The organism is Vibrio sp. 2134-1, assembly GCF_033339495.1.
The window spans coordinates 1-887 of sequence record NZ_JAWOUS010000222.1 but is presented as its reverse complement, the minus strand read 5'-3'; the positions used below and the strand labels follow the sequence as shown (position 1 = coordinate 887).

At 41.4% G+C, this 887-nt stretch carries 1 protein-coding gene; it reads left to right on the top strand.

Annotation, left to right across the window (positions count from 1 at the left end; genetic code table 11):
- Positions 1–89: 89 nt before the first annotated feature.
- A partial coding sequence (locus tag R7R78_RS25065; protein WP_225474493.1) for a conjugal transfer protein TraF occupies positions 90–887 on the top strand: 798 nt, incomplete at its 3' end.

Below are 887 nucleotides of genomic sequence, written 5' to 3'. Positions count from 1 at the left end.
GTACTTATGATCTTTCTCAGGAAGAATAATTAAAGAAATAACATTTGTGCCGATATAAGTTCAGGAAGAACTAAAAACACAAGTGTAGTATGAAAACCCAATTCAAAATTTTAGCCACCACCATTACAGCATCACTATTTGCGAATGTCGCTTCTGCTGCGACTTATGCTATTGAAGCACGTAGCGATGCAATGGGTGGTGTTGGTACCGTTTCTGCCTCTTATCTGACCGCTCCATTTTTCAACCCTGCGTTGACTGCAATTTACCGCCGCAATGACGACGCGGGTATGATCATTCCAAGTTTCGGTATAAGTTATGACGATCAATATGATCTTATTGACGAAATCGAGCGCATTAGTAAGCTGACCGATGTTGATGAGATCAAAAAATCCATGGACGCTATTGACGGCAAAAAAATGGATTTTGACTTAGGTGGTGTCGTTGCCGTTGGTATTCCAAATAAATTCTTATCAGCAACTGTCTACGGAAAACTCTACACAGAGTCATTTGTTCAACCTAATGTTGATACATCAGGTGTCGATCCACTGACAGACAGCTATGTTCAAGGTGTTTCGATTGGCGTAGCGGAGGCAGGGGTGTCTCTTGCCAAGTACACCAACTTTATGAATCAGCATCTTTCTTTTGGTATCACCCCAAAACTGCAGCGCATCTATACATATTCGTATGCGACCAGCTTTAAAAACTTTGATACCAAAGATCTCCGTGAACACGAAACTGCTGAAACTATGTTTAACTTAGATGCGGGTGCACTTTGGTTCTTCGGTCCATATCGTTTGGGTATCTCGGCTAAAAACTTGATTGGAAGAGACGTGAAAACCAAATCGTTCCAGTACAACACTGATACGATTCAGTCATACGAATACAGT